The sequence below is a fragment of the Pseudomonas inefficax genome (genome assembly GCF_900277125.1).
Taxonomy (GTDB): domain Bacteria; phylum Pseudomonadota; class Gammaproteobacteria; order Pseudomonadales; family Pseudomonadaceae; genus Aquipseudomonas; species Aquipseudomonas inefficax.
Genome location: NZ_OPYN01000038.1, coordinates 20,831 through 47,251 on the forward strand (window position 1 = coordinate 20,831; position 26,421 = coordinate 47,251).

At 62.7% G+C, this 26,421-nt stretch carries 23 protein-coding genes and 1 tRNA gene; 17 read left to right on the top strand and 7 right to left on the bottom strand.

Annotated features, from left to right (window positions below):
• Window positions 1–7: 7 nt before the first annotated feature.
• The 3 genes from JV551A3_RS03895 (at window position 8) to JV551A3_RS03905 (ending at window position 2,228) form a co-directional block, all read left to right on the top strand.
• A complete protein-coding gene (locus JV551A3_RS03895; protein WP_003255446.1) occupies window positions 8–553 on the top strand; it encodes a single-stranded DNA-binding protein in 546 nt (181 codons plus the stop codon).
• 238 nt (window positions 554–791) lie between these two features.
• Window positions 792–1,262 carry a hypothetical protein gene (locus tag JV551A3_RS03900; RefSeq protein ID WP_133970124.1) on the top strand — a complete coding sequence of 157 codons (471 nt, stop codon included), beginning with the start codon at window positions 792–794 and terminating at the stop codon, window positions 1,260–1,262.
• Between the two features lie 96 nt (window positions 1,263–1,358).
• Complete coding sequence (locus tag JV551A3_RS03905) at window positions 1,359–2,228, top strand: DMT family transporter (RefSeq protein ID WP_133970125.1); 870 nt, start codon at window positions 1,359–1,361, stop codon at window positions 2,226–2,228.
• Window positions 2,229–2,473: 245 nt separating this feature from the next.
• Here JV551A3_RS03905 and JV551A3_RS03910 read toward each other — a convergent pair whose 3' ends face one another.
• Window positions 2,474–3,874 carry an aminotransferase-like domain-containing protein gene (locus JV551A3_RS03910; protein ID WP_133970126.1) on the bottom strand — a complete coding sequence of 467 codons (1,401 nt, stop codon included), beginning with the start codon at window positions 3,872–3,874 and terminating at the stop codon, window positions 2,474–2,476.
• A 440-nt stretch (window positions 3,875–4,314) separates the two neighbouring features.
• Between JV551A3_RS03910 and JV551A3_RS03915 the strand changes: the two genes are divergently transcribed.
• The 10 genes from JV551A3_RS03915 to JV551A3_RS03965 all read left to right on the top strand — a co-directional run bounded on the left by JV551A3_RS03915 (window position 4,315) and on the right by JV551A3_RS03965 (window position 16,417).
• Complete coding sequence (locus JV551A3_RS03915) at window positions 4,315–5,340, top strand: TauD/TfdA family dioxygenase (RefSeq protein ID WP_133970128.1); 1,026 nt, start codon at window positions 4,315–4,317, stop codon at window positions 5,338–5,340.
• 31 nt (window positions 5,341–5,371) lie between these two features.
• A complete protein-coding gene (locus JV551A3_RS03920; RefSeq protein WP_114167936.1) occupies window positions 5,372–6,157 on the top strand; it encodes a sulfite exporter TauE/SafE family protein in 786 nt (261 codons plus the stop codon).
• A gap of 22 nt (window positions 6,158–6,179) precedes the next feature.
• Complete coding sequence (locus JV551A3_RS03925) at window positions 6,180–6,941, top strand: SDR family NAD(P)-dependent oxidoreductase (RefSeq protein WP_133970129.1); 762 nt, start codon at window positions 6,180–6,182, stop codon at window positions 6,939–6,941.
• A gap of 271 nt (window positions 6,942–7,212) precedes the next feature.
• Window positions 7,213–10,281, top strand: coding sequence for a formate dehydrogenase-N subunit alpha (gene fdnG, locus JV551A3_RS03935; RefSeq protein WP_137010654.1), 3,069 nt, complete (start codon window positions 7,213–7,215; stop codon window positions 10,279–10,281).
• The gene (fdxH, locus tag JV551A3_RS03940; protein WP_133970131.1) at window positions 10,281–11,231 is read left to right on the top strand and encodes a formate dehydrogenase subunit beta; all 951 of its coding nucleotides are present in this window, start codon (window positions 10,281–10,283) and stop codon (window positions 11,229–11,231) included. Before fdnG ends, fdxH begins: the two co-directional genes overlap by 1 nt.
• Window positions 11,228–11,884 carry a formate dehydrogenase subunit gamma gene (locus tag JV551A3_RS03945; RefSeq protein WP_112254074.1) on the top strand — a complete coding sequence of 219 codons (657 nt, stop codon included), beginning with the start codon at window positions 11,228–11,230 and terminating at the stop codon, window positions 11,882–11,884. The genes fdxH and JV551A3_RS03945 overlap by 4 nt, the downstream gene beginning before the upstream one ends.
• A gap of 4 nt (window positions 11,885–11,888) precedes the next feature.
• Window positions 11,889–12,809 carry a formate dehydrogenase accessory protein FdhE gene (fdhE, locus tag JV551A3_RS03950; RefSeq protein WP_133970132.1) on the top strand — a complete coding sequence of 307 codons (921 nt, stop codon included), beginning with the start codon at window positions 11,889–11,891 and terminating at the stop codon, window positions 12,807–12,809.
• Between the two features lie 159 nt (window positions 12,810–12,968).
• Window positions 12,969–14,396 (top strand): L-seryl-tRNA(Sec) selenium transferase, encoded by a 1,428-nt coding sequence (selA, locus tag JV551A3_RS03955; RefSeq protein WP_133970133.1) that lies wholly within the window; start codon window positions 12,969–12,971, stop codon window positions 14,394–14,396.
• Complete coding sequence (gene selB, locus JV551A3_RS03960; protein WP_133970134.1) at window positions 14,393–16,315, top strand: selenocysteine-specific translation elongation factor; 1,923 nt, start codon at window positions 14,393–14,395, stop codon at window positions 16,313–16,315. The genes selA and selB overlap by 4 nt, the downstream gene beginning before the upstream one ends.
• Before the next feature lie 6 nt (window positions 16,316–16,321).
• A tRNA-Sec gene (locus tag JV551A3_RS03965) sits at window positions 16,322–16,417 on the top strand.
• 126 nt (window positions 16,418–16,543) lie between these two features.
• On the opposite strand, the gene JV551A3_RS03970 is transcribed toward JV551A3_RS03965, so the two are convergent.
• Both JV551A3_RS03970 and JV551A3_RS03975 read right to left on the bottom strand, forming a co-directional pair.
• Window positions 16,544–17,533, bottom strand: coding sequence for an asparaginase (locus JV551A3_RS03970; RefSeq protein ID WP_133978350.1), 990 nt, complete (start codon window positions 17,531–17,533; stop codon window positions 16,544–16,546).
• A gap of 71 nt (window positions 17,534–17,604) precedes the next feature.
• On the bottom strand, window positions 17,605–19,047 hold the full coding sequence (locus tag JV551A3_RS03975; protein WP_133970136.1) for an alanine/glycine:cation symporter family protein: 1,443 nt from the start codon (window positions 19,045–19,047) through the stop codon (window positions 17,605–17,607).
• Between the two features lie 179 nt (window positions 19,048–19,226).
• Here JV551A3_RS03975 and JV551A3_RS03980 point away from each other — a divergent pair, with 179 nt between their 5' ends.
• Window positions 19,227–20,036: a helix-turn-helix domain-containing protein gene (locus JV551A3_RS03980; RefSeq protein WP_112254080.1), complete on the top strand. Its 810-nt coding sequence runs from the start codon at window positions 19,227–19,229 to the stop codon at window positions 20,034–20,036.
• A gap of 7 nt (window positions 20,037–20,043) precedes the next feature.
• Here the strand turns inward: JV551A3_RS03980 and JV551A3_RS03985 are convergent, their stop codons facing one another.
• Window positions 20,044–20,838, bottom strand: coding sequence for a TSUP family transporter (locus JV551A3_RS03985; RefSeq protein WP_133970137.1), 795 nt, complete (start codon window positions 20,836–20,838; stop codon window positions 20,044–20,046).
• Window positions 20,839–21,390: 552 nt separating this feature from the next.
• Between JV551A3_RS03985 and JV551A3_RS03990 the strand changes: the two genes are divergently transcribed.
• A complete protein-coding gene (locus tag JV551A3_RS03990; protein ID WP_024086179.1) occupies window positions 21,391–22,275 on the top strand; it encodes a sugar nucleotide-binding protein in 885 nt (294 codons plus the stop codon).
• On the top strand, window positions 22,268–23,200 hold the full coding sequence (locus tag JV551A3_RS03995; RefSeq protein ID WP_133970138.1) for an NAD-dependent epimerase/dehydratase family protein: 933 nt from the start codon (window positions 22,268–22,270) through the stop codon (window positions 23,198–23,200). The genes JV551A3_RS03990 and JV551A3_RS03995 overlap by 8 nt, the downstream gene beginning before the upstream one ends.
• A gap of 116 nt (window positions 23,201–23,316) precedes the next feature.
• Here JV551A3_RS03995 and JV551A3_RS04000 read toward each other — a convergent pair whose 3' ends face one another.
• Window positions 23,317–23,760 carry a winged helix-turn-helix transcriptional regulator gene (locus tag JV551A3_RS04000; RefSeq protein WP_133970139.1) on the bottom strand — a complete coding sequence of 148 codons (444 nt, stop codon included), beginning with the start codon at window positions 23,758–23,760 and terminating at the stop codon, window positions 23,317–23,319.
• A 102-nt stretch (window positions 23,761–23,862) separates the two neighbouring features.
• Here JV551A3_RS04000 and JV551A3_RS04005 point away from each other — a divergent pair, with 102 nt between their 5' ends.
• Window positions 23,863–25,068: an MFS transporter gene (locus JV551A3_RS04005; protein ID WP_133970140.1), complete on the top strand. Its 1,206-nt coding sequence runs from the start codon at window positions 23,863–23,865 to the stop codon at window positions 25,066–25,068.
• On the opposite strand, the gene JV551A3_RS04010 is transcribed toward JV551A3_RS04005, so the two are convergent.
• Together JV551A3_RS04010 and JV551A3_RS04015 are read right to left on the bottom strand one after the other, a co-directional pair.
• Window positions 25,056–25,739 (bottom strand): OmpW/AlkL family protein, encoded by a 684-nt coding sequence (locus tag JV551A3_RS04010; protein WP_133970141.1) that lies wholly within the window; start codon window positions 25,737–25,739, stop codon window positions 25,056–25,058. The two genes, JV551A3_RS04005 and JV551A3_RS04010, sit on opposite strands and share 13 nt — an antisense overlap.
• Before the next feature lie 109 nt (window positions 25,740–25,848).
• Window positions 25,849–26,361 (bottom strand): DUF3299 domain-containing protein, encoded by a 513-nt coding sequence (locus tag JV551A3_RS04015; protein ID WP_133970142.1) that lies wholly within the window; start codon window positions 26,359–26,361, stop codon window positions 25,849–25,851.
• Window positions 26,362–26,421: the final 60 nt, after the last annotated feature.

A 26,421-nucleotide genomic window follows, 5' to 3' on the forward strand; every position in this document is an offset into this window, starting at 1 on the left:
GAACGTTATGGCCCGTGGGGTTAACAAAGTCATTCTGGTCGGCACTTGTGGCCAGGATCCCGAAGTCCGCTACCTGCCCAACGGTAACGCCGTGACCAACCTGAGCCTGGCCACCAGCGAGCAGTGGACCGACAAGCAGTCCGGCCAGAAGGTCGAGCGTACCGAGTGGCACCGTGTGTCGCTGTTCGGCAAGGTTGCCGAAATTGCCGGCGAATACCTGCGCAAGGGTTCGCAGTGCTACATCGAAGGCAAGCTGCAGACCCGCGAGTGGGAAAAAGACGGTATCAAGCGCTACACCACCGAAATCATCGTCGACATCAATGGCACCATGCAGCTGCTCGGCGGTCGTCCGCAGGGCCAGCAGCAGGGCGGTGACCCGTACAACCAGGGTGGCGGCAACTACGGTGGCGGCCAGCAGCAACAGTACAACCAGGCTCCGCCACGCCAGCAGGCCCAGCGCCCGCAGCAGGCTCCTCAGCGCCCGGCACCGCAGCAGCCAGCCCCGCAGCCGGCGGCTGACTTCGACAGCTTCGATGACGATATTCCGTTCTGATCAGAGCGGTTGAGCGTCTAGCAGGACCAGAAACCCAGGGCAGCTGCCCTGGGTTTTTTTGTGGGTAAACAGGAGTACTGCTAAGCGGGCTTGCCTGTAAAACGCGTTTGGAAGAAGTTTCCAATTTTATTTGGTTATAGGAAACGCTAACTTCGGATGTCAGATGTTTCTGTAGTTCTAGTGAAGTGCACTTTTGCCTGCCCTGATCGCTTAGTATCAACTTTTCAGGGAGTGGATCATGCAAATCGCCGAGAAGGAATGCCTATCAGGCCAAGTAGATCTTAGGTCAGATGCGCAAAATTATAATGTCTCTGGTTTTTCCGAGATGTATGCAGCTCATCTTGAGGGGCCTGCTGGGGACCCTGTGTTTTACGGCAGGCTACTAATAGTCATTGGTTTCGCAATTTCGGCGCTGGGCGTTGGCATCAAGCTATTTGGACCTGAGGTTATCTATTATGACCTTTTTTCAGGCCCCACCCTAATCCAATACATACAAGCGTATCCCGTTCTCGTTACAGTGGTCGGCGGGTCGATGATGGCGTGGGGAGGGAAGCAGAGGAATGACGGAATTATTTACCAGGAGGAATTTCTTCTGTCTCGTTACAGGTTTGTAACGGAAGAGGGGCGAGATGTTAGCGATCAGGTGTTCGTTCGGCATCTGGGGGGAGATAACTTCAGTGTATCTCTCAATTTGCAGTCGGGCGAGTAAGTTCGAACTTGCTAGGTATCCAATTCATTATTGATTCAAGAGTGTTTCTTACTTAAAGGGCTGTCCTCAGTATCAGCCACCCAAAGGAGTCTAAGCATGGACGTCGTCATGGGTTTGCTAGCCGCTGTGCTTTGGGGGGGCACGGATTTCCTGGTGGGGGTAAACGCCCGAGCTGTTGGAATTCGCCGAGCTGTCTTTTTTGGACAGGTATTAGGTCTGCTACTGATGGGCGTGATCGTCTCCATTTCGGCAAATCAGTTGGAGAAGGTGCTGGTGGCGCCTGCTAGTGCTTTGCTAATCGGTGGCGTTGCAGCGCTTTGTACAGTATTGGGGGCGCTGTCACTTTCCAAGGCTTTTGCTAATGGTAAAACCGCAGTCGTGGCCCCGCTGGTCACCTCGTATGGAATCTTTACGACGTTACTGGCCTGGCTGGGTGGTGATGAATTGTCGCCTTGGCAGATTGTAGGCTTGCTGACCTGTTTCTTTGGTGTGCTGTTGGCCAGTGGTAGCGATAGCAAAGCGGATGAGCGGGGGTACTCGAGGAGCCGTTTACCGGTGGTTTTTGCTTTATTGGCGGCGGTGCTCTACGGCGTCAGTTTCTGGCTTCAGGGGAAATATGCTTTGCCATCGCTCGGCCCTGTGAATATGTTGGCGCTAGGCTACGCAGTGGGAGTGCTCTTCCTGATGCCCGAAGCGATCAGGCTGATTAGAGGTTGGTCGGCAATCAGCCCAAGAACCTGTGCGACATTGTGCGGTGCCAGCCTGTTTAACCTAGGTGGCTTTTCTGCCTTTTCCTGGGGGGCGCTCAATGGTTCGATTTCCATTGTCACGGTGATCAGCACCCTGTCGGGCGGAATCGCTGCGATACTAGGCTTCTTCTTCTATCGGGAGCGGTTGTCGTGTTTTCAGGTGGTGGGCGTAAGCCTGGTTTTGGCGGGTGCCGTTCTGCTGCACCTGTTTGGCTGACCCCGATAAGCTCAGGTGCTGCATTCATCCGAGCCATGGCCTGAATGTACGGGGGGCGCTGTTTTGCAGTAAATCTAAAAGCTGGCACACACGCTGTGGGAGCGGGCAAGCCCGCGAAGCAGGCGACGCGATGGATGGCACCGGCTACGCCGGTGTTCGCGGGCATGCCCGCTCCCACAGGTTGCGTGAGTTTCTGCTATAGCGATGGCGCAATCCTGTGAGGGCGGGTCCAATCAGCCAGCGTTTCAGTAGAACAACCGCGGCTCCGGCGAATCCAGCAAGCTGGCCAACTTGGTCAAGGCAAAACCCAGTTCCTCGCGCTTGGGCGCCATCAAGGCGATGCGCACGCCGCAGGTGGCGTGGCTGCGTTCTGGCAGGAACTGGCTGCCACTGACTACCGTGACGCCGTTGTTGCGTGCCAGGTTGGCGAACTCGTCGCTGGTCCACGGCTCCGGCAACTCCAGCCAGATGTGGAAGCTGTTCGGCTGGCTGCGGATCTTGTACTTGCCAAGAATCTCCCGGGCCATTTGCTGGCGCGCGGCTGCTTCTTCCTGCTGAACCCGCACCAGTTGGTCGGCCATGCCGCTGTTGATCAGGTTGCTGGCCAGTTGCGCCATCAGTGGTGACGGCATCCAGACACTGCTGCGGACCATCGACGACAGGCGCGAGAGGGTTTGCGGTGGGGCGTACAGATAGCCGATGCGCAGCGCCGGCAGCACACTTTTGGACAGGCTGGTGAGGTATACCGAGCGCTCGGGCGCATAAGCGGCCAGTGGCTGGTAATCCGGTGCGGGCTCGAGAAAGCCGTAGATATCGTCATCGACGATGAACAAGTCGAACTCTCGGGCGATCTCGGCGATAGCCTGGCGCCGTGCGTGGGGCATGATTGAATTGGTAGGGTTCTGGTGGGTGGTGACGCACACCAGCAGGGAAGGGCGGTGTTCCACACAGGCCGCACGCAATGCCTCGGGAATCAGGCCGTGCTCGTCCATGGCGACGCCGCGCAGGCGGCGGCCCATGCTGTGCGCCAGGGAGATGATGCCTGGGTAGCAGAACGACTCGCACAGCACCACATCGTCACTTTTCGACAGGCTGCTGATGGCCACCAGCAGGCCGTGCTGGGCACCCGAAGTGAGCACCACCTGCTGCCAGCGCGCCTCGGGCAGCCAGCGCTGGATCCAGGCGGCACCTGCCTGCTTGTGGGTCGCGTGACCGCCCTCGGTGACGTAATCGAGTACCTGCCCCAAGTCTGGCGAGGCGGCCAACTCGTTTATGGCCCCGCGCAGCCAGTCGGTCATGTGGGCATCGTTGGGCTTGATGATCGACAGGTCGATCTGGGCGCTTTCACGCTGCGCGGTTGCAGGCTTCGGCGGTGCGGCCGGCACAGGGGCAGACCCTTGCAACTGCCGTTGCTGCAGCACGAACGTGCCGCGGCCGACTTCACCCACCACCAGGCCGCGCTTGGCGGCTTCGTCATAGGCGCGGCCGATGGTGCCGGGGGTCACGTTCAGGGACTCGGCCAGGTCCTTGAGTGTCGGCAAGCGTTCGCCAGCCACCAGCCGGCCACTGCCAATGTCCTGCTCCAAGGCGTCGGCGATCATCAGGTAGACCGGCTGCGCCAGGTCGCTGTAGTGAGGAACCCACATAGAAATGGCACCAGAATCTGCGAGAACGCGGAAGCCTAGCACGAAAGGTCTGATGGAAGTAATTGTGTTTTTTACGGGTAAATTGCCACGATTGAGTCGTTTTTTGTTTGTCTTGTTCGGTATCAGCTATTCGTCTGCGAAGCGACTGTATCTTCTTAAGAATACGTGTTGCTTGCGAAGGCAAGCAGAAATCTTTTGAAATCAATGAGTTGGTTGATTCGATGCAATCAGGTATTTTTGCACCGCTGGAAATGGATTGAATCGACTCAAGTTTTGTAATTACAATGATTGCGTCGATGCAATGTGCGAATGCCCCAGTGGCTTCCAGCGCTGCCATCGCATAGCTGTGAACGGCTTCAAAAAATACAACGTCTGCCGCCTCTGCCCGGCTTAGCACGACACCGACGGCCTCAAGCCAGCTCAACGGAATATCACTCGAAATGGAAAGCGCACACCTGCAACAAGGGGCCGAGCCTCAGACCTCACTCGAGATCCGCCTGCCCTGGGTCATCTCCAGCGCCTGGCAAACCCTGCTGAACAACACCCCGCTCGATTTCGAGACGAGCAAAGAACTTTATCCACAGCTCAAGGACCAGGCGCAGGAAGTGCTGGGGAAGGCCCTGTGCCAGCGCATCCGTGGCTTCGTTGAAGACCCGCACCTCACCAGTATGATCGTGCGCAACTGCCCCCGTGATCAGGACATCCCACCCACGCCTTATTCAGGTGTACTCAGCCCGCGGAGCACGCCCATTGCCTGCCTGGTCAGCCTGACCATGCAGAGCCTGATGGGCATCAACCCGGTTGTTTATGAAGGTGAGAACGATGGCCGCCTGTTCCGCCATGTGATCCCGTCGCGCAATTCTTCCAGCCACAAGAGTTCCCATGGTTCGCGACTGCGCTTTTCCTACCATGTGGATAACCCGGACCTGCCGCTGTCTTCGGAGCCACTGGGCAGCGCTTCCTGCTGCCCGGAGTACCTGTCGTTCTTCGGCATGCGCTGCGACCCGCGGATCAGCACCACGCTGGTCAACCTCGATGCGGTGGTCGAGGCGCTGCCTGCATCGACCGTGCGTGAACTGTGCCTGCCGCAATTCGAAATTCGCCGCCCGGACTCGTTCACCGGCAAGCGTCGTTGTACCGCAGAGTTGCCGGTTCTGGTGCGTGGCCACGCTGGAGAATGGCTGTGTCGCTTCGACAGCGAGAACACCCACGGCCTGAACCTGCGCGCCGAGCAGGCCCTGGGCAGCCTGCGCAGCGTGCTGGAAACCCGCTGCTTCGATGAGCCGCACCTGCTGCTGCCGGGCGACTTCATGATCTTCAAGAACCAGCGCGTGCTGCATGCCCGCGATGGCTTCGAGCCGCAGAACGATGGCGCCGACCGCTGGCTGTTGCGCCTGTTCGCGGTCAACGACCTGAACCGGGTGCACTTCGCCCGGGCCGACCATCTTTACGAAGTTCTCTCCTGATCCCTTTCACTGACTCGACGGAAGCATTTTTATGGAACTGTTAGGCGCTTTTTGGGCGGAACACTGGCTGCTGGCGATTCTCATGCTGGGCGCGATCGCCTTCGTCGCCGGCTTCGTCGATAGCATCGCCGGGGGCGGCGGGCTGTTCCTGGTGCCGGGCTTCCTGCTGGTCGGCATGCCGCCGCAAGTGGCGCTCGGCCAGGAAAAACTGGTCAGTACCCTTGGCACCCTGGCGGCCATCCGCAACTTCCTGGCCAACAGCAAGATGGTCTGGCAGGTGGCGCTGGTCGGCGTGCCGTTCTCGCTGCTCGGTGCCTACCTGGGCGCACACCTGATCGTGTCGATCTCCCAGGAAACCGTGGGCAAGATCATCCTGGCGCTGATCCCGCTGGGCATCCTCATCTTCCTCACGCCCAAGGATCGCCCGGTCGAGGAGCGCGAACTGTCATCGCGCATGCTGTTCACCGTGGTCCCGCTGACCTGCCTGGCCATCGGCTTCTATGACGGCTTCTTCGGCCCTGGTACCGGCAGCATGTTCATCATCGCCTTCCATTACCTGCTGCGCATGGACCTGGTCTCCAGCTCGGCCAACTCCAAGACCTTCAACTTCGCATCCAACATCGGCGCCCTGGTGGCCTTCATCATGGCCGGCAAGGTCGTCTACCTGCTGGCCTTGCCGCTGGTGGCCTGCAACATTCTCGGCAACCACCTGGGCAGCGCCCTGGCCCTGCGCAAGGGCAACGAAGTGGTACGCAAGGTGCTGGTGTTCTCGATGCTCTGCCTGTTCACCAGCCTGGGCGTGAAGTACCTGGCCTGACCCCATCCATAGGAGAAAACTGATGAAAACCGCATTCGTAACCGGCGCCTCCTCGGGCTTTGGCCGCGCCATCTGCCGTACCCTGATCGGCAAAGGCTACCGCGTGATCGGTGGCGCCAGGCGCATGGACAAACTGCAGGCGCTGGAAGCCGAACTGGGCGTCAACTTCATTCCGCTGGCACTCGATGTGACCGACCCGGTGTCGCTTGAGGCGGCAGTCGGGCAAATTCGCGATGCTTCGCTGCAGATCGACCTGCTGGTCAACAACGCCGGGCTGGCGCTGGGCGTAGACCGTGCCCAGGCCAGCAGCGCAGAAAACTGGCAGCGGATGATCGACACCAACATTACCGGCCTGGCCATGGTCACCCACAAGGTCCTGCCGCATATGGTGGAAGCCGACAGCGGCATGATCATCAACATCGGCTCGATCGCCGGGACCTACCCCTACCCGGGCGGCAACGTGTATGGCGCCAGCAAGGCCTTTGTCCGGCAGTTCAGCCTCAACCTGCGCGCCGACCTGGCAGGCACTCGCGTGCGGGTGAGCAATATCGAGCCGGGGCTGTGCTCGGGCACCGATTTCTCGGTGGTGCGCCTGAACGGTGACCTGGATGCCGTGCAGGCCCTGTACCGGGATGTGCAGGCCATCCTGCCCGAGGACATCGCGGCCACGGTGGCCTGGATTGCCGAGCAGCCGGCGCATGTGAACATCAATACCATCGAGATCATGCCGGTGGCCCAGAGCAGTGCAGCGCTGAACGTGGTGCGCAACCTGCCGCTTTGCTGATCGGCCGGTGGTGAATGGCACCGGCGTTGCCGGTGTTCGCGGACATGCCCGCTCCCACAGGAAAGCGCGACGGCTTGGGCAAGTGCAGTACCTGTGGGAGCGGGTTCACCCGCGAATCAGGCAACACAGCGCCCTCAGCTGACCCATGTCATCGCACCTTCCTGATTCTTGGCTAGTCTTACCTGTTGGCGGCCATCAACCGGCCGTCACCGTGACTACCAAGAGGCGCCGGCCATGTTCCGTGCGTCCACCATCTGATCAGGAGTGCACGATGGACCTGAACCGTCGGCAGTTCTTCAAGGTCGCCGCCGTCGGCCTTGGAGGCTCGAGCCTTGCGGCGTTGGGCATGGCCCCGACACCAGCATTCGCCGAGCAGGTGCGTCACTTCAAGCTGGCGCATACCAAGGAAACCCGTAACACCTGCCCCTACTGCTCGGTCGGCTGCGGCCTGATCATGTACAGCCAGGGCGATGCGGGCAAGAACGTCAAACAGAACATCATCCATATCGAAGGTGACGCCGACCACCCGGTCAACCGCGGCACCCTCTGCCCTAAAGGCGCCGGCCTGCTGGACTTCATCCACAGCCCGAGCCGCCTGCAGTACCCCGAGGTACGCAAGCCGGGCAGCAAGGAGTGGGTGCGGGTCAGCTGGGACGAGGCGCTCGATCGCGTCGCCGACCTGATGAAGCAGGACCGCGACGCCAACTTCATTGAAAAGAACGCCCAGGGGCAAACGGTCAACCGCTGGCTCACCACCGGTTTTCTCGCTGCCTCCGCCGCCTCCAGCGAGGCTGGTTACCTGACCCACAAGGTCGTCCGCGCAACAGGCATGCTGGGGTTCGATAACCAGGCTCGTGTCTGACATGGCCCGACGGTGGCAAGTCTTGCCCCGACGTACGGCCGTGGCGCCATGACCAACCACTGGTCCGATATCGCTAACGCGAATCTGGTCCTGGTGATGGGTGGCAACGCAGCAGAAGCGCATCCTTGCGGCTTCAAGTGGGTGACCGAGGCCAAGGCGCACAACAAGGCGCGGCTGATCGTGGTCGACCCCCGGTTCACCCGTACCGCTTCGGTGGCGGACTACTACGCACCGATCCGTACCGGTACCGACATCGCCTTCATGGGCGGGCTGATCAATTACCTGCTGAGCAACGACAAGATCCAGCACGAGTACGTGCGCAACTACACCGACGTGTCGTTCATCGTCAAAGAGAACTATGGCTTCGAGGATGGCCTGTTCAGCGGTTACGACGAGGCCAAGCGCGTGTATGCCGACAAATCCGGTTGGGGTTACGAGCTGGGTGAGGACGGTTTTGCCAAGGTCGACCCGACCCTGCAGCACCCGCGCTGCGTGTTCCAGCTGATGAAACAGCACTACAGCCGCTATACCCCGGAACTGGCCAGCATGACCTGTGGCATGCCGCAAGACGCCATGCTGAAGATCTGGGAAGAGATCGCCACCTGCTCGATTCCGGGCAAGACCATGACGATCCTCTACGCACTTGGCTGGACCCAGCACTCCATAGGCGCACAGATCATCCGCAGTGCGGCCATGGTCCAGCTGCTGCTGGGTAACGTCGGCATGCCGGGTGGCGGGGTCAACGCCTTGCGTGGGCACTCCAACATCCAGGGCCTGACCGATCTCGGCCTGCTGTCCAACTCGCTGCCGGGTTACCTGACCCTGGCCGGCGATGCCGAGCAGGACTACGCCGCGTACATCGACAAGCGCGCCTCCAAGCCGCTGCGCCCTGGGCAACTGTCGTACTGGCAGAACTACGGCAAGTTCCATGTCAGCCTGATGAAAGCCTGGTACGGCGCCAATGCCACGGCGGAGAACAACTGGGGCTACGACTGGCTGCCCAAGCTCGATGTCCCGGCCTACGATGTGCTGCGCATGTTCGAGATGATGAGCCAGGGCAAGGTCAACGGCTACATGTGCCAAGGCTTCAACCCGATTGCCGCGTTGCCGGACAAGAACCGCGTCACCGCGGCGCTGGCCAAGCTCAAGTGGCTGGTGATCATGGACCCGCTGGCCACCGAGACCTCGGAGTTCTGGCGCAACGCCGGGCCGTTCAACGATGTCGATACGGCCAACATCCAGACCGAAGTGATCCGCCTGCCCACCACCTGCTTCGCTGAAGAGGACGGCTCGCTGGTCAACAGCAGCCGCTGGCTGCAGTGGCACTGGAAAGGTGCCGACGGCCCGGGCGAGACGCGCACCGATGTGCACATCATGAGCGAGCTGTTCCTGCGCCTGCGCCGACGCTACCAGGCCGAGGGCGGCGCCTACCCCGACCCGCTGATGAACATCAGCTGGCCCTACAAGATTGCCGAAGAGCCATCCCCGGAGGAACTGGCCAAGGAAATGAATGGCTGGGCGGTAGCTGACGTCACCGACCCGACCGGGGCCGTGATCAAGGCCGGCCAGCAACTGGCGGGCTTCGGCCAGCTCAAGGATGACGGCAGCACTGCGTCCGGCTGCTGGATCTTCGCCGGCAGCTGGACCGAGCAGGGCAACCAGATGGCTCGCCGTGACAACAGCGACCCGTACGGCATGCACCAGGTGCAGAACTGGGCCTGGGCCTGGCCTGCCAACCGCCGCATCCTCTACAACCGTGCATCCAGCGACCCGCAAGGCAAGCCGTGGGACCCGGAGAAGAAGCGCCTGGTATGGTGGAACGGCAAGGCCTGGACCGGCACTGACGTGCCCGACTTCAAGGTCGACTCGCCGCCTGAGGCGGGGATGAACCCGTTCATCATGAACCCTGAAGGCGTGGCGCGGTTCTTCGCCATCGACAAGATGGCCGAAGGCCCGTTCCCCGAGCACTACGAGCCGTTCGAGACGCCGATCGGCATCAACCCGCTGCATCCGCAGAACAAGAAGGCTACCAGCAACCCGGCCGGCCGGATCTTCGACTCGGTATGGGACACCCTCGGCAAGCACGACGAGTTCCCTTACGCGGCGACCACCTACCGGCTGACCGAGCACTTCCACTTCTGGAGCAAGCATTGCCGGCTCAACGCTATCGCCCAGCCCGAGCAGTTCGTCGAAATCGGCGAGGTGCTGGCCAACGAGAAGGGTATCAAGGCCGGTGACCGGGTGCGTGTGTCGAGCAAACGCGGGCATATCGATGCGGTGGCGGTGGTGACCAAGCGGATTCGCCCGCTCAAGGTCAACAACCAGACCGTGCACCAGATCGGCATTCCGCTGCACTGGGGCTTCACCGGGGCAACACGGCATGGCTACCTGACCAACACCCTGGTGCCTTTCCTGGGTGACGGCAATACCCAGACGCCAGAGTCCAAGTCGTTCCTCGTCAAAGTGGAGAAACTCTGATGGCCAGCCAAGACATCATCGCCCGCTCGGCCACCACCACCGTACCGCCTTCGGTACGCCAGCAGCAGGAAGTCGCCAAGCTGATCGACACCACCAAGTGCATCGGCTGCAAGGCCTGCCAGGTGGCGTGTTCGGAGTGGAACGAACTGCGTGACGAGGTCGGCCACAACCACGGCACCTACGACAACCCCCAGGACCTCACTGCCGAGACCTGGACCCTGATGCGCTTCACCGAGCACGAGCGCGACGACGGCAACCTGGAGTGGCTGATTCGCAAGGACGGCTGCATGCACTGCGCCGAGCCAGGTTGCCTGAAGGCCTGCCCGAGCCCGGGGGCGATCATCAAGCACGCCAACGGCATCGTCGACTTCAACCAGGACCACTGCATCGGTTGCGGTTACTGCATCACCGGTTGCCCGTTCAACATCCCGCGCATCTCGCAGAAGGACCACAAGGCATACAAGTGCACCCTGTGTTCCGACCGCGTGACCGTGGGCCTGGAGCCGGCCTGCGTGAAAACCTGCCCGACCGGGGCAATCGTGTTCGGCACCAAGGACGAGATGAAGGTGCATGCTGCCGAGCGCATCGTCGACCTCAAGTCGCGAGGCTACGACAATGCCGGGCTGTACGACCCGGACGGCGTCGGTGGCACCCACGTGATGTATGTGCTGCACCATGCCGACACGCCGAAGCTGTATGCCGGCCTGCCGGATCAGCCGGTGATCAGCCCGCTGGTCGGGCTGTGGAAGGGCATCACCAAGCCGCTGGCGCTGCTGGCCATGGGCGCGGCGGTGCTGGCCGGGTTCTTCCACTATGTGCGGGTCGGGCCACAGAGGGTGGAGGAGGACGAACACCCGACACCAGTGGATGAAAGCGTGCACCAGGTGGACCCGTCGGTCCATGTCTATGATCCGACCAAGCCCGGTGGGCAGGGGGAGCAGCGACCATGAACGACAACAAACCCATCCTGCGCTACAACGCCAACGAGCGCAGCAACCACTGGGTCGTCGCGATCCTGTTCATCCTGGCTGGCCTGTCGGGACTGGCGCTGTTCCATCCGGCGCTGTTCTGGCTCAGCCACCTGTTCGGCGGTGGGCCGTGGACGCGCATTCTGCATCCGTTCCTGGGTGTGGCGATGTTCGTGTTCTTCCTCGGCCTGGTGCTGCGTTTCTGGCGCGCGAACTTCATCACTGCCAATGATCGGCTATGGCTGCGGCGTATCGATCGGGTCATGCTGAACAGGGAAGACGGCGTGCCACCGATCGGCAAGTACAACGCCGGGCAGAAGCTGCTGTTCTGGACCCTGTTGCTGTGCATGCTGGTGCTGTTGATCAGCGGCGTGGTGATCTGGCGTGCCTGGTTCAGTCATTACTTCGACATCGGCGCCATTCGCCTCGCCACCTTGCTCCACGCCCTGGCGGCATTCGTGCTGATCCTCAGCATCATCGTGCACATCTACGCCGGCATCTGGATCAAGGGCTCGATCGGCGCCATGCTGCATGGCTGGGTCAGCCGCGCCTGGGCGCGCAAGCACCATGAGTTGTGGTACCGGGAAGTGACCGGTGACAAGACGCCGGGCAATCACGGACGAAAAGAAGGATGAGCGCTTGAGCACGATACTCGAACCCGGGCAGATCGAAGCGTCGGCGGTGATGCCGCCGTTTCTGCACCTGCCCCCCGCCAACCTGTTCGAACTGCGCGCTGCGCGCCTGGAGCAGCTGGCCGAGGGCAATGCCCTTGGCCAATACCTGAAGCTGGTGGCTCGTTTGTGCCGTATCCAGCAGCAGCTTGTGGATAACCCGCCCGCTGGCATGCCGGTGGCCGAGGAGCGTCAGCGCCTGTGCATAAGTCATGGTTTGCCGCCGTTGGCCGCGGACAGCCTGGTGCGTGAAGGGCCGTGGCTGGTCTGGTTGCAGGCCTTGCTCGAACGCTTTGAGGGTGAAACTGGCGGTCCGCTAGGTGATGCGTTGCAGGTGCTGCGCGGCAGTGATGGCGAGCAGCGCAAGGGCTGGGGCATCGCCTTGCTCGGCGGCCAGTACGACGCGGTACCCGCAGCGCTGGTGCCGTTCATTGGCGCGGCCTTGCAGGCGGCGTGGTCCAGCTGGCTGTTGGCATTGCCCGCGCCCGAACTCAAGCCTGCTGGCAGCCTTGCCCAGTGCCCGGCCTGCGGTTCGCCGGCGATGGCCGGGGTGGTACGCAACCGCGGCAAGCACAATGGCCTGCGCTACCTGGCCTGTTCGCTGTGCGCCTGCGAATGGCATGTGGTGCGGGTCAAGTGCGTGTATTGCGAGTCGAGCAAGGACCTGCGCTATACCAGCCTTGACGATGACCGCCATGCACTGGGCAAGGCGCCGCTACGGGCGGAGTGCTGCCCGGAGTGCGAGAACTACCTGAAGCAGAACTACCTGGAAAACGATGCGGCGGCCGAGCCGCTGGCCGATGACCTGGCCAGCCTGGCACTGGACATTCGCCTGGACGAGGAGGGCTTCCATCGGTTGGCACCGAACCTGATGTTCGCGCCCGGGTAGTGGAGAGTGTCTACACTGTAAGACCGAGTCGCCTTCTTCGCGGGTAAACCCGCTCCCATAGGGCCCGCGCAGCTTTTTAGGCTTGCGCGGCCCCTGTAGGAGCGGGTTTACCCGCGAAGAGGCCAGTACAGACAACGGAATAGTCCAAGGTAGTACCGCATGTCCTCCAGCCTAGCCAGCGATACCCCACGCCTGCCCTCCATCGATACCCTCTTGCGCCACCCAGCCTGCCTTCCGCTGATCGACCGCCACGGCCGCGAGGCAGTCCTGTCCACCCTGCGCCAACTGCTCGACGACCTGCGAGACCCCGCCCGCCACGGCCAGCTCAGCGCCGCCGAGCTGGCCGCTGATGTCCTGCTGGGCCGCACCGGCGAGCGCCTGGCCACCCAGCAACGCAGCCAGGTCCGCCGTGTGTTCAACCTCACAGGCACTGTGTTGCACACCAACCTCGGCCGCGCCCTGTTGCCAGAGGAGGCCATCGAGGCCATGCAGACCGCCGCCCGTTACCCGCTCAACCTGGAATTCGACCTGGCCACCGGCAAGCGCGGCGACCGTGACGACCTGATCGAAGGCCTGATCCGCGAGCTGACCGGCGCCGAAGCCGTCACCGTGGTCAACAACAACGCCGCCGCGGTGCTGCTGGCGCTCAACAGCCTGGGCGCACGCAAGGAAGGCATCATCTCCCGCGGTGAACTGATCGAGATCGGCGGTGCCTTCCGCATCCCCGACATCATGGCCCGCGCCGGCGTGAAGCTGCACGAAGTCGGCACCACCAACCGCACCCATGCCCGCGACTACGAGGCTGCCATCAACCCACGTACCGGCCTGCTGATGCGGGTGCATTGCAGCAACTACAGCATCCAGGGCTTCACTACCCAGGTGCCCACCGCCGAGCTGGCGCGCATCGCCCACCAACATGACTTGCCGCTGCTTGAAGACCTGGGCAGTGGCAGCCTGCTCGACCTTACCCGCTGGGGCCTGCCCGCCGAGCCGACCGTGCGCCAGGCCCTGGCTGACGGCGCCGATATCGTCACCTTCAGCGGCGACAAGCTGCTGGGCGGGCCGCAAGCCGGGATCATCGTCGGGCGCAAGGAGCTGATCGCCAGGATCAAGAAGAACCCGCTCAAGCGCGCGCTGCGGGTCGACAAGATCACCCTTGCCGCACTCGAAGCGGTGCTGGCGCTGTACCGCAATCCCGACCGCCTGGCCGAGCGCCTGCCCAGCCTGCGCCTGCTGACCCGCAGCCAAGCCGAAATCCAGGCCCAGGCCGAGCGCCTGGCGCCAGAGCTCAAGGCCCGCCTCGGCGAGCAATGGGCAGTCAGCGTGGAACCGGCGTTGGGCATGATCGGCAGCGGCAGCCAACCGGTGGCCCGCCTGCCGAGCGCAGCGTTGTGCCTGCGCCCGCAGGTGTCGAAGAAGCTGCGCGGGCGCAGCCTGCATGTACTGGAGCGGGCCTTGCGTGACTTGCCGGTGCCGGTGCTCGGCCGCATCGCCGACGATGCCTTGTGGCTGGACCTGCGCCAGCTGGATGATGAGGCCCAGTGGCTGGCGCAGTTGCCCGCCCTGCAGCTGGGGCCGGTACAGTGATCGTTGGTACCGCCGGCCACATCGACCATGGCAAGACCGCACTGCTCCAGGCCCTGACCGGCCAGGCCGGTGACCATCGCCAGGAGGAGCGCGCCCGTGGCATGACCATCGACCTTGGCTACCGCTATGCGGCGCTGACCGAGGGGGCAGCGCTGACCGGCTTCATCGACGTACCGGGCCATGAGCGCTTTATCCACAACATGCTGGCCGGCGCCCACGGCATCGACCTGGTGCTGTTGGTGGTGGCGGCCGACGACGGAGTGATGCCACAAACCCGCGAGCACCTGGCGATCATCGAGCTGCTGGGCATCCCACAGGCTCTTGTGGCGATCAGCAAATGCGACCGGGTAGAGCCTGCCCGCCTGGCCGAAGTGCAGGCAGAGGTCAGCGAACTTCTGGCGCCGGGCCCATATGCCGGTGCATGGCAGTTTCCGTTGTCGAGTGTGACCGGCGAAGGTATCGATGCCTTGCGCCAGGCCTTGCTGGCCGCTCAACAGCGCGTGCGTCAGCGCAGTGTGCGCGGCGGTTTCCGCCTGGCCGTCGACCGCGCTTTCGCCGTTACCGGTGCGGGTGTGGTGATCACGGGTACGGCGCTGGCCGGGCGGGTCAGTGCCGGCGACACCTTGTTGCTGGGCAAGGCCGGTAAACCGGTGCGGGTGCGTGGCCTGCATGCGCAGAACCAGGCCGCGCTGGTGGCCGAGGCGGGCCAGCGGGTGGCACTGAACATCGCTGCCGAACGCCTGGCGGTGGAGCAGGTGCGCCGGGGTGACTGGCTGGTGCCCGAGTGGCTGCATGCGCCCAGCGTGCGGGTGGATATCGAGCTGAACCTGTTGCCGGGCGAGACCCGGACCTTCGAACATTTCAGTGCTGTGCACGTGCACCTCGGCACCCAGGACGTAACCGCGCGGGTGGCCTTGCTCGAGGGTGAAACCCTGGCTGCGGGCCAGCGCATGTTCGCCCAGTTGCTGCTCAACGCGCCGTTGCAGGCGGTACACGGCGACCGCGTGGTGCTGCGCGACCAGCGTGCCCAGCGCACCTTGGGTGGCGGCAAAGTGCTCGACCCGTTCGCGCCAAGCCGTCAGCGTCGTAGTGATGAGCGCCTGCGCCAATTGCAGGTGCTGCGTGATGCCGAGGACCTTGAGCAGGCCCTGCCTGCACTGCTCGCCAGCGCACCAGGGGGTATCGACCCGCAGCGCCTGGAGCGACAGTTCAATCGCCTGCGAGAAACCTGGCAGTTGCCGGAAGATGTGCTGGTGGTGGCCACTCGGCAGGGCCAACTGTTGTTTGCCTGCGCCCGGTGGCAGGCGCTCAAGCGCCAGGTGTTGGAGCAGCTGGCGCGGTTCCATGAGCAGGAGCCCGACCAGCTCGGCCCGGACCGCGACCGCCTGCGCCGCTTTGCTGCCTTGCCGCTGGAGCGGCCTGCTTTTGTCAGCCTGCTGGATGAGTTGCTCGGGGACGGCGCAATTGCCAGCAGCGGGCCTTGGCTGCACCTGCCCGATCACAAGGTGCAGTTGAGCGAAGCTGACAGTGTGTTATGGGCGAGCCTGCAACCGAAGTTGCTGGCCGGGCAATACGATCCACCTTGGGTCAGGACGCTGGCCAGTGAGGAAAATTGTGCCGAAGCCGATGTGCGCCTGTTGCTGCGCAAGTTGGCCCGGTTGGGCATGGTGCACCAGGTGGTGCGCGACCTGTTCTACCCTGAGGCGACGCTACAGCGCATGGCAGAGCTGCTGCTCGGGCAGGCCAGTGAAACGCCGATAGTGCAGGTTGCCGCGTTTCGCGATATGTTGGGCATCGGTCGCAAGCGCAGTGTGCAGATTCTGGAATACTTCGACCGCATCGGCCTGACCCGGAGGGTGGCCGACCAGCGTCACATTCGCGCCGACAGCGCCCTGGCCCAGCAGCAGGCCAGGCACTGAGTTCAAGGAAGGCAATCGCGCCCGGTGGCGCGGCCGGGCTTCAAACCCGGTTGGGGACGGCAGCCGTTCCCGGGCAGGTTCGACTCCCGCTGCCTTCCGCCATTTTCTTTTGCCTGTCAGGGCCCTATCGCCGGCAAGCCAGCTACCACAGGTACTCCACCGGCCTCAGGCCTTGTGTTATCCCTGTGGGAGCGGGTTCACCCGCGAAGAGGCCAGAGCAGGCAGCAGTCAGGCCCGCTCCCCACACAGATCCAAAGCAAACCACCGCTCCGCCGTGTCGACATCCAGCCCGGCCCCCAGCAACGCAACCATCTTGGCCAGTGCCGCCTCGCGGGTCATGCCGCCACCGCTGACCAGCCCGGCCCCGCGCAAGCGGTTACCGGCTGCATAGGTATCGAACACCACCGACCCTTCAGGGCACTGGCTGATCGCCGCCAGCATCACGCCGCGCTGGCGTGCCGCGCTCAGCACATCGAGCAATGCCTGGTCATCTGACGGCCCGGTACCACTGCCATAGCACTCCAGCAGCAACCCTTGCACACCGCTACCCAGCAACGCCTGCAAATGGCTGGCCTGCAGGCCCGGGAACACAGGGACCACCGCCAGGTTCACCGGCTGGCGCGGGTGCTTGTAGCCAAGCTCTGCGGGAATCGCCCCGGCCCGCTCGCTGTCACGATGACGCGGCAGCGCGACAAAGGCGTCGAATGCCTCGCTGCGCAGTTTGGTCGCCCGGCTGCCATGCAACAGCTGGCCATGGAAGAACAGCTGCACGCCGTCTTCCAACCCCTGTTCGAACTGGCGCAGGGCCCCGCACAGGTTACCCCAGGCATCGCTGTCCGCGGCGCCTGCCGGCAGCATCGAGCCAGTCAGCAGCACCGGCACCGGCAGGCCCAGCAGCAGGAACGACAATGCCGCCGCGCTGTAGGCCATGCTGTCGGTGCCATGCAGCACCAGCACGCCATCATGGCCAGCCACTTCTACCGCTGCGACGATGGCATCGCGCATCGCCAGCCAGTTGTGCTGCTGCATGTTGGCGCTGTCCAGCAGCGGGTCCAGTTCCTGCAAGGTCCAGCGCAGCTGTGGCGCATCGGTCATGTGGGCGAAGTGTTCACGCATGCGCGCTTCGAAACCACCTGCCGGCGCCAGGCCTTCGGGGGTTTCGAGCATGCCGATGGTGCCCCCGGTATAGAGCACGAGGAGATTCTTTACTGCTCGCATGGGAAGTATCCGTAGCGGTGAGCGGAGAAAGGTAAGCCGCCCACGGACGGGGCGGCTGGCAGGGGAGAATATCAGCGCTGCGTCTGGACTTCGCCGACTGCTTTGTCAGTGGCTGTTTCCGCCTGCGGATTGGCAGGCCAGGCATTGCGGTCCAGGTCCAGGTCGGCGAACTTGCTCGAGTCGAACACCGGCTGGTTGACACCGGCCTTGCGCTGCTCGTCGTAGTCGCGCATCACCCGCAGGCCGACCTTGAACAGCAGGGCCAGGGCAATCAGGTTGACGAAGGCCAGGCAGGTCATGGTGATGTCGGCGAAGGCGAACACGGTCGACAGGTCCTGCATCGAACCCCATACCACCAGTGCCAGCACCAGGCCACGGAACACCATCAGTACCACGCGGTTGCGGCTGAGGAACTGCAGGCTGTTCTCGCCCAGGTAGTAGTTGTAGAGGATGCAGGTGAACACGAACAGCGACAACGCCACGCTGACGAACACACGGCCCCAGTCACCCACTACGGCGGCCAGCGAGTTCTGGGTCAGGACGATGCCGTCACCTTCGAAGCCCGGGGTGTAGAAGCCCGACAGCAGGATCAGCAACGCGGTGCAGGTGCAGATCACGAAGGTGTCGAGGAACACGCTGAAGGCCTGGACCACGCCCTGGGCGCCCGGGTGTTTCACCGCGGCCACGGCAGCGACGTTCGGCGCACTGCCCAGGCCTGCTTCGTTGGCGAACACGCCACGCTTCACGCCCATGACGATGGCGCTGCCGAGCAGGCCCCCGAATGCCGGGTCGAGGCCGAAGGCGCTCTTGAAGATGGTTTCCAGCATGGCTGGCACGTGCTCGATCTGGGTGCCGATCACGTACAGGGTCACGCCGATGTAGGCCAGGGTCTTGACCGGTACCAGCAGGTCGGACACCGCGGCGATGCGCTTGATGCCGCCGATGAAGGTAATGGCCAGCAGCACGGCGAGGACGATGCCGGTGTGCTTGGGGTCGAAGGCAAAGGCGTTCTGCAGCGAGTGGGTCACGGTGTACGACTGCAGGCCGATGAAGGCGAAGCCGTAGGTGACCAGCAGCAGGATCGAGAACACGATGGCCATGCTTTTCAGCTTCAGGCCGTGCTGGATGTAGTAGGCCGGGCCACCACGGTACAGGCCGTCGCCATCGGCGCGCTTGTAGACCTGGGCCAGGGTGCATTCGAAGAAGCTGCTGGACATGCCCACCAGTGCGGTAACCCACATCCAGAACACCGCACCTGGTCCACCCAGGGTCACGGCAATGCCGACACCAGCGATGTTACCGGCGCCCACGCGGCCGGCCAGGCTCAGCATCAGGGCCTGGAAGGAGCTCAGCTGGCCTGCCTGGCCACGCAGCGATTCTTTGAACACACCGAACATGTGGCCAAAATGACGGAACTGGACGAACCGGGAACGGATGGTGAAGTAGCTACCCAGCCCTACGATCAGCACAATGAGAAGTTTCCCCGAGAGGAAATCGTTGAGTACTTCGAGCATTGGAAAATGACCTCGATTCTTATTGTTCGTGTGGAAAGACCAGCGGACGGCAGGCGCACCGCTATTCGTTGGGGCGCATGGTTGGCTATGACAAGAGTGGTTACAATTTCGCGGCTTGCTCTGTTTTGGTGCGACTTGATGCTACACTTGCGCCATTCGCGTCACCTGAGTCCCCTGTCATGAGCGATCATTTCGCTACCAACCTCAAACTGGCCTGCAGCCACTACCGCTCTATCTCCGAAGTTTGCCGCCAGCTTTCGATAAACCGCGCGCAATTCAACAAGTACCTGAGCGGGCAGAGCCGCCCGACGGCTTACAACCTCAAGCGCATCGGTGATTTCTTCGGCGTCGAGGATTACGAACTGAATTTGCCACCCGAGCAGTTCAGCCGCCTGATCGGTGCCCGCGTATCAACCCCGGCCGAGCAGCACGGCGATCCGATCAGCGAACTGTTCCGCCCGTTGCACGACCACGCGGGTAACCTGTCGCGCTATTGCGGTTACTACCTGGAGTACTCCAACTGCATGTCGGTGCCGGGCACGATCCTGGTGTCGCTGGTGCACCTGTGGGAAGAGCGCGGGCGCTTTCTGTTCGAGCGCCAGGAGCGCCAGGAACGCTCCAGCGCCACCGACCCCCATGCCGAGGTGCGTTGCCGCTACCTGGGGGCGGCGTTCCAGTTGCAGGACAGGATGTTTCTGGTCGACTACGAGTCGCTGACCTACAACGAGATGAGCCAGACCATCCTCATCCCTAGTTTCAAAAGCCGCATCACCCGCCTGAACGGCCTGAAGGCCGGCGTATCCAGTGGCGACCGGCGCAACCCTGCCTGCACCCGGGTGGTGTGGGAGTACCTGGGTGAGGAGATCAATCGCATCAATGCCTACCGGCAGGTAAAACTGTACCGGCCGGATGATCCACGCATAGATGACGATGTGCGTGAACGCCTGAGCGTAGGGCCGCTGCGTAACAGTCTGTTCGAGATCGAGTGATGTACCGTCAGAGAACGAGTTGACGTAACCACTCGCCAATCGGGTTGCCTGGGTCGAGCAGCAACTTGGTTGCCATGATGCAGCAAACACAGACCAGTAATGGCTTGATCAGCCGGGGGCCAAAGTGCACTGCGCAGCGTGCGCCCAGTTGAGCCCCCACAAAAGCCGCGAACGCCATTGCCAGCGCCAGTGGCCAGATGATCGCCCCGCTGAGTGAAAAGACTGACAATGCGCCCAGGTTGCAGGCTGCGTTCAAAAGCTTGCTGGTACACACGGCTTGTATCAGGTGCTGGCCCAGCAGGAGCACGCAGGCCAGCATGAAGAACGAGCCGACACCGGGGCCGAAGATGCCGTCATAAAAGCCAATGATCGGCGCTGCCGTCACGCAGAACAGGCTGGTCGATACCTTTGCCTTGCGCGCTTGTTCATTCGGCTTTGGGCTGAAGGCAAAGTAGGCGGCTATCAGAATCAGCAGAGGGGGGACGCACGCCTGCAGAACGCTTTTGGGCACGTAGGTGATCGACAAGGCACCCAACGCCCCTCCGATAAACGACATCACAGCCATTGGGCTGCCTCGCCGCCAGTCGATCATGCCTTTGCGGGCGAAGGCGCACGTGGCCGAAACCGTAGCCGAAGCCGCCTGGAACTTGTTGGTGGCAATTGCCGCCAAGGGTTCGATACCGGCAATGAACAACACCGGAAGTGTGATCAGGCCCCCACCCCCGGCGATAGCATCGAAAAAGCCGGCCATCAGTGCTACCAGCGCAAGCGTCAGAACAAGCGTCAAGTCAAATTCGATCATTAAGCGTTTTCCTGTGATCAGCCACGCACCAGCAGCGGGTCTTCAGCGAGCACCAACGGTACTGCGAAGGGGGAGTATCCGAATTGACGGATGAGCAGGCGCCGGTTGTCCTGGACCATGTCGCGGCCGTGCAAGGCTCGGCTGTTGTTTATCAACAGTGCGCTGTCAGGCCGCAGGCTACGCCTTTGGCCTCCGGTCCACCCAAGTCAGCAATGGCTTGGCTTGCAAAGGTTATGGCCTTGCTTTGCTCCGGGCTGAAATCCAGGTATGCAACTTCCGAGTGAAGCATTGAACGTTCCCTGTACTTGTTTTTGTGAAGTCCCCGGCTGGCAAGTGGGGGAATCGACTATTCAATGCGGTTGTGCTGCTGCGCGGAAGTCGGCTCGTTCCTGGTATGTCGTAGGAGATTTCTGCCTGTGGTGGTGTTGAAATGTGGAACTTTGGAATCACTACCGCCTGTGGCATCGAAAGGGTCCGGTGTTGGACTTCCCCGCCCGGAAACCGCAAAATGGCCACTTTCCTTCAATCAACCTCTCCGGATCTGCTGACTCTATGCGTATGCGCCTAATGCTGTTGGGTGGTGGCAATGCCCTCGGGCAAGCGCTGATTCGTCTTGGGGCCGAAGAGGACATCGCATTTCTGGCGCCGCGCCCGCCCGAGAACGGCTGGACGCCAGCCAGCCTCACCCAGTTGCTCGACGATCATCGTCCCGATGCCCTGGTCAACCTGGCCTATTACTTCGACTGGTTCCAGGCCGAGTCGGTCAGCGAGCAGCGCCTGGCCCAGCAGGAGCGGGCTGTGGAGCGGTTGGCGGAACTGTGCCAGCACCACCAGATCACCTTGGTGCAGCCTTCCAGCTACCGGGTGTTCGATGGTTCGCGGGCCACGGCCTACAGCGAAAAGGACGAGCCGGTACCGCTGGGCCTGCGTGGCCAGGCGCTGTGGCGCATCGAGCAGAGCGTGCGCGCGGCTTGCCCGCAACACGTGCTGTTGCGCTTTGGTTGGCTGCTCGACGAAAGCATCGACGGGGCGCTGGGCCGCTTCCTGACCCGCGCCGAGCAACCTCAGGAGCTGCTGCTGGCCGATGACCGGCGTGGCAACCCGACGCCGGTCGACGACGCCGCCAGGGTGATCCTGTCGGTGCTCAAGCAACTCGATTGCAGTGCGCCGCTGTGGGGCACCTACCATTACGCCGGCAACGAGGCGACCACACCGTTGGCGCTGGGCCAGGCGATCCTTGCTGAAGCAGGCCAGTACCGCCAGCTGGCCGTGCAGGCGCCGACGCCGCAGGCCCATGCCGCGCGGCCGGATGCCAGCGAAGAGCCGCAGCACGCGGTACTGGCCTGCAAGAAAATCCTTCATACCTTCGGCATCAAGCCGCGTGCCTGGCGCGCCGGCTTGCCGCCTCTACTGGACCGTTTCTACCGCCATGGCTGACGCCCCCATCCTGATCACCGGCGGTGCCGGCTTCATTGGCTCCCACCTGTGCGATGCGTTGTTGGACAAAGGCTACGCCGTACGCATTCTCGACGACTTCTCCACTGGGAAGCGGGGCAACCTGCAGGTCGGCCACCCACGGCTGGAGCTGGTTGAAGGCGATGTCGCCGATACCGAGCTGGTCACGCAGGTTGCGGCTGGTTGCAGTGCCGTGGTGCACCTTGCAGCGGTGGCTTCGGTGCAGGCCTCGGTGGATGACCCGGTGCGGACCCACCAGAGCAATTTCATCGGTACCCTCAACGTGTGCGAAGCCATGCGCGTGCATGGCCTGCGCCGGGTGCTGTTCGCCTCCAGTGCGGCGGTGTATGGCAACAATGGCGAAGGCGAGTCGATCGCCGAAGACACCCCCAAGGCGCCGCTGACCCCTTATGCGGTGGACAAGCTGGCCAGTGAGCAGTACCTGGACTTCTACCGTCGCCAGCATGGCCTGGAGCCGGTGGTGTTCCGCTTCTTCAATATTTTCGGGCCGCGCCAGGACCCGTCCTCGCCGTATTCCGGGGTGATCAGCATCTTCTCCGAGCGCGCCGTGAAGGGCTTGCCGATCACGGTGTTCGGTGATGGCGAACAGACCCGGGACTTTCTCTACGTGGGCGACCTGGTGCAGGTGATGGTGCAGGCGCTGGAGCAACCGCAGGTCGAGGAGGGGGCGGTGAATATTGGCCTCGACCAGGCCACATCGCTGAACCAGTTGCTGGCGGCGCTGGAGAAGGTGGTGGGTAGCTTGCCGGCGGTCAGCTATGTGGCGGCACGTTCGGGTGACATTCGCCATTCACGGGCGGACAACCAGCGTTTGCTGGCGCGGTTCGAGTTTCCGCAGGCGACGCCGATTGTCGAAGGGCTGGCGCGGCTGTTGGGCAAGGGCTGAAATCCCTTGGGGCGCTTTGCGCCCCTATCGCCCGCAAGCCAGCTCCCACAAGAGCGAGTACGCGGTCCCTGTGGGAGCTGGCTTGCCGGCGATTGGGCTGCACAGCAGCCCCAGAATCACGAATGCCGCACCACTTTCCGCAGGCAATCCCCTGCCGCCAGCACCCGCCCATCCCGGGCCCGCACCTGCAATGTTTCCAGCGCCTGCCCCGTATCACCGTCCACCAACTCCGAACGCAACTCACCCGCCTCGAACAGAAACCGCTCCCCCCATTGCCTCAAGCCAACCACCACCGGAAACACCGATCGCCCTTTCTCGGTCAGCACATACTCCTTGTAAGCACTGCCATCCGACGCCGGCTGTAGCGTCAGCAGCCCGCTCTCCACCAGCCACTTCAGCCGTGAGGCGAGGATATTCTTCGCCAGCCCCAGGTTCTTCTGGAACTCACTGAAGCGCCGCAAGCCATCAAAGGCGTCACGCAGGATCATTAGCGCCCAACGGTCTCCCAGTACCTCCAGGGCCCTGGCTACAGGGCATTGCGCATTGTTTTCATTGAGCATGTGCAGAGCCTTCTGTGATCACCTGGTTGCAGATTAAAACCACATTTGCTAAATAGCCAGTATGTGGTTTCAATTCGAAACCAGATTGACGAGGCCAGCCCGATGAACCCTACACTGACACGCTGGATAACCCTGTTGCTGGCCATCACCAGCGCCATGGCCGTGGCGACAGTGTATTTCGCCCAGCCTCTGCTCGAGTCGATGGCCACTGACCTGGGCGTGGCACAGCAGCAGATCGGTTGGGTAGTTGGCGCGACCCAGGCGGGCTATGCCCTGGGGTTGTTGCTGATAGTGCCGCTGGGGGACCTGATCGACCGCAAGCGCCTGTTGCTCGGGCAGTTGCTGTTCTCGGCCGTGGCGCTGGTTGGTGTAGGCATCGCACCCAACTGGGCACTATTGCTGCTGGCCCTGGCCATCACCGGGCTGATGGCGGTCATGGTGCAGGTAATGGTGGCGCATGCAGCAAGCCTCGCCACTCCCGGCCAGCAGGGGCAGGCCGTGGGTACCGTCACCAGCGGCATAGTGCTGGGCATTCTGCTGGCACGGCTGGTCTCGGGTGGCCTTGCCGACCTGGCTGGCTGGCGCAGCGTGTACCTGATCGCCGCAGGGCTGTTGATATTGCTGGCCCTGGTGCTGTGGCGCAGCCTGCCCACAGGGCAACCAGTGGCGCTGCGGTCTGGCTACCGGGCGCTGATCGTTGCCCAGTTCAGGCTGTACCGGAACGACCGGTTGCTGCGTCAGCGCGGGCTGTTCGGCGTGTTGATCTTCGCTGCGTTCAGCGTGCTCTGGAGTGCCATGGTCATGCCCCTGAGTGCTGCGCCACTGGCGCTGAGCCATACCGAGATCGGCCTGTTCGGCCTGGCGGGTGTTGCCGGCACCTTGGCGGCAGCGCGCGCCGGTCGCCTGGCCGACCAGGGGCTGGGGGAACGGACCACCGGGGTGGCGTTGGCTCTGCTGGTGTTGTCATGGCTGCCTACGGCCTTCGTCGGGCATTCACTGGTGGCGTTCGGGTTGGGTGTGCTGATGCTGGACTTTGCCGTGCAGGCGGTGCATGTCACCAACCAGAGCATGCTGCTGGCCGGGCGTGGCGCAATGGCCAGCCGGTTGATCGGCGCCTACATGTGTTGTTATTCGCTTGGAAGTGGAGCGGGGGCGGTGCTGGCGAGTTGGGTGTATGCCCATTGGGGTTGGGCAGCGGTGTGTGGGCTTGGGATGGGCATCAGCGCGGTCGCACTGGGGTACTGGCTATGGCTGCAACGCACGAGGGCGGCCGAAGCCGCCCTGCAGTGTTCAGGTCAGAACTTGTAGCCAAGGCCGACCATGTACACCCATGGGTCGACCTCGACGTCGACCTTGGTCTTGCTGTAGCCCAGTGCGGACGGGCCGTTGACGCTGGCCTTGGTGTCGATGTCGACGTACCAGACCGAGGCGTTGACCAGCAGGTTGTCGGTGATCATGTAGTCCATGCCCAGCTGACCGGCGATGCCGACCGAGTCCTGCAGCTTCAGGTTGCTGAAACCCTGCTGCTTGCGTGCACTGCTGAGGTCTTCATCGAAGAACAGGGTGTAGTTGATGCCGACACCGGCATACGGTTGGAACTTGGAAGTCGGCTCCATCGGGTAGTACTGCAGCGACAGGGTCGGTGGCAGTTGCTTGATGTCGGCCAGCTTGCCGTCCAGGCCGCCGCCCAGGCCTTTGACGCCGACGGTGTGCTTGAACGGGGTGGCTGCCAGCAGCTCCAGGCCGATGTGGTCGGTGAGCATGTAGGCGAAGGTCAGGCCCAGCTGGGTGTCGCTGTCCAGGGTCGCCTTGGTGCCCGAGACTTTGTTGCCGTCGAACTTCAGGTCGCCGCTGCTTTCGTTGGGAGCGGTGGTAATGGCACCGGCACGGACGATGACATCGCCTGCCTGGTGGGCTTGGGCGACAGGGGCAGCGAGCGCCAGGGCCGCGAGGGCGGCGCTGAGCAAGGACTTGTTCATGGAAGCTCCCAAAGGACGTGAGTAATCGAGTAGTCCAATGGTACGGATGCGGTTAAACAGAAAGTTTGACCCAGCTCAAAGAAGCGTCGTCACGAATTCGAAACAGTTCTCATCTCAGCTCATAAGCGTATATTTTTTCGGCTTCCATCTGGTAGCCGGCATCGGCCAGTTCGCTGCTGGAGGCTCTGACCTGCAGCTTTCCCTCGATCCAGTAGGGCTGGTAGAGGTCTTCTACGCGCACGCCCATTTCACTGAAAATATGCACGATCTGGTTCGAAGGTGGTGGTGGCACGTGGATGCACGCGCCGTAGTAGGGGACCAGCAGGAACTCGGTGGTGCGGCCTTCTTCGCTCACTTCCAGCGGCACGATGTAGCCGGGCAGTTTGATCTGCTGGCCGTCGAGGCTTTTTACCACCGGGGCATCGGGAGCCTGCTGGCGCGCCGCTGGGGCGGACTCGGCGGACAGCGCGTTGCTGAGTTGCGACATGTCGTGCAGTGGGGCGAGTTGGGGCTGGATGAGCGGGGCGCCTTCGGGGATGAGGGCGGGCCAGTCCAGTTCGCGGGGCTCCGCGGCCCACAGAGGCATCGCTACTGTCAGCAGCAGGATCAGCAGCGTATGCAGTGCTGGCCTCTTCGCGGGCATGCCCGCTCCCACAGGGTTCACCACAGGCTTCGAACCTTG

Bases quoted from the DNA above. Each gene is read 5' to 3' on its own strand.
- JV551A3_RS03990 (WP_024086179.1), top strand. From the start codon at position 21,391: ATGCGTATGCGCCTAATGCTGTTGGGTGGTGGCAATGCCCTCGGGCAA.
- JV551A3_RS03895 (WP_003255446.1), top strand. From the start codon at position 8: ATGGCCCGTGGGGTTAACAAAGTCATTCTGGTCGGCACTTGTGGCCAG.
- JV551A3_RS03920 (WP_114167936.1), top strand. From the start codon at position 5,372: ATGGAACTGTTAGGCGCTTTTTGGGCGGAACACTGGCTGCTGGCGATT.
- JV551A3_RS03900 (WP_133970124.1), top strand. From the start codon at position 792: ATGCAAATCGCCGAGAAGGAATGCCTATCAGGCCAAGTAGATCTTAGG.
- JV551A3_RS03970 (WP_133978350.1), bottom strand. From the start codon at position 17,533: ATGCGAGCAGTAAAGAATCTCCTCGTGCTCTATACCGGGGGCACCATC.
- JV551A3_RS03945 (WP_112254074.1), top strand. From the start codon at position 11,228: ATGAACGACAACAAACCCATCCTGCGCTACAACGCCAACGAGCGCAGC.
- selA (WP_133970133.1), top strand. From the start codon at position 12,969: ATGTCCTCCAGCCTAGCCAGCGATACCCCACGCCTGCCCTCCATCGAT.
- JV551A3_RS04005 (WP_133970140.1), top strand. From the start codon at position 23,863: ATGAACCCTACACTGACACGCTGGATAACCCTGTTGCTGGCCATCACC.
- JV551A3_RS03915 (WP_133970128.1), top strand. From the start codon at position 4,315: ATGGAAAGCGCACACCTGCAACAAGGGGCCGAGCCTCAGACCTCACTC.
- JV551A3_RS03975 (WP_133970136.1), bottom strand. From the start codon at position 19,047: ATGCTCGAAGTACTCAACGATTTCCTCTCGGGGAAACTTCTCATTGTG.
- fdxH (WP_133970131.1), top strand. From the start codon at position 10,281: ATGGCCAGCCAAGACATCATCGCCCGCTCGGCCACCACCACCGTACCG.
- JV551A3_RS03910 (WP_133970126.1), bottom strand. From the start codon at position 3,874: ATGTGGGTTCCTCACTACAGCGACCTGGCGCAGCCGGTCTACCTGATG.
- JV551A3_RS03995 (WP_133970138.1), top strand. From the start codon at position 22,268: ATGGCTGACGCCCCCATCCTGATCACCGGCGGTGCCGGCTTCATTGGC.
- JV551A3_RS03905 (WP_133970125.1), top strand. From the start codon at position 1,359: ATGGACGTCGTCATGGGTTTGCTAGCCGCTGTGCTTTGGGGGGGCACG.
- JV551A3_RS03985 (WP_133970137.1), bottom strand. From the start codon at position 20,838: ATGATCGAATTTGACTTGACGCTTGTTCTGACGCTTGCGCTGGTAGCA.
- JV551A3_RS03980 (WP_112254080.1), top strand. From the start codon at position 19,227: ATGAGCGATCATTTCGCTACCAACCTCAAACTGGCCTGCAGCCACTAC.
- JV551A3_RS03925 (WP_133970129.1), top strand. From the start codon at position 6,180: ATGAAAACCGCATTCGTAACCGGCGCCTCCTCGGGCTTTGGCCGCGCC.
- JV551A3_RS04000 (WP_133970139.1), bottom strand. From the start codon at position 23,760: ATGCTCAATGAAAACAATGCGCAATGCCCTGTAGCCAGGGCCCTGGAG.
- JV551A3_RS04010 (WP_133970141.1), bottom strand. From the start codon at position 25,739: ATGAACAAGTCCTTGCTCAGCGCCGCCCTCGCGGCCCTGGCGCTCGCT.